Here is a 694-nt window from a genome sequence, read left to right as displayed (position 1 = left end):
CACGGCACGGGCACCACCCTCGGCGACCCCATCGAGGCGCAGGCGCTGCTCGCCACCTACGGTCAGGAGCGCGCCGAGGCCGGGGAGCCCCTGTGGCTCGGCTCCATCAAGTCCAACATCGGCCACACGCAGGCGGCCGCCGGCGTCGCGGGCCTGATGAAGATGGTCCTCGCCATGCGGCACGGCATACTGCCCCGCACGCTGCACGTGGACGAGCCGACACCCGAGGTGAACTGGTCGGCAGGGGCCGTCGAACTCCTGACGGAGGCCCGCGAGTGGGCCGAACGCGACGGCGGCGCGCCGCGCCGCGCCGGTATCTCCTCCTTCGGCGTCAGCGGTACGAACGCCCACGTCATCGTGGAGCAGGCGCCGCGCGCCGAGGAGCCCGCCGCCCCGGAGGGGGAGGCCGACGGCCCGGACCCGGTCGTGGCGGGTGTGGTCCCGCTGGCCCTGTCCGGCAGGACACCGGACGCCCTGCGGGCGCAGGCGGCACGGCTCCGGGAACGGCTGCTGGCCGACACCGCGCCGGGCATCGGCGATGTGGCCTGGTCGCTGGCGGTTTCGCGGTCGCGGTTCGAGCAGCGGGGCGTCGTCCTCGGCCGGGACCGGGAGGAACTGCTCGCCGGGCTCGAGCGACTGGCCGAGGGCGACAGCTCGGCTGGTGGCGTCGTCATGGGGCGGGCGGTGACTGGTG

At 75.4% G+C, this 694-nt stretch carries 1 protein-coding gene; it reads left to right on the top strand.

The window, feature by feature from the left end; translation table 11 throughout:
- Nucleotides 1–694, top strand: a 694-nt coding sequence (locus STRAU_RS35455; RefSeq protein WP_037664058.1) for a ketoacyl-synthetase C-terminal extension domain-containing protein, incomplete at both ends; no start/stop codon positions are given.

It is taken from the genome of Streptomyces aurantiacus JA 4570, assembly GCF_000414115.1.
Taxonomy (GTDB): Bacteria; Actinomycetota; Actinomycetes; order Streptomycetales; family Streptomycetaceae; genus Streptomyces; species Streptomyces aurantiacus_A.
This window is presented reverse-complemented; position numbering and strand designations above follow the sequence as displayed.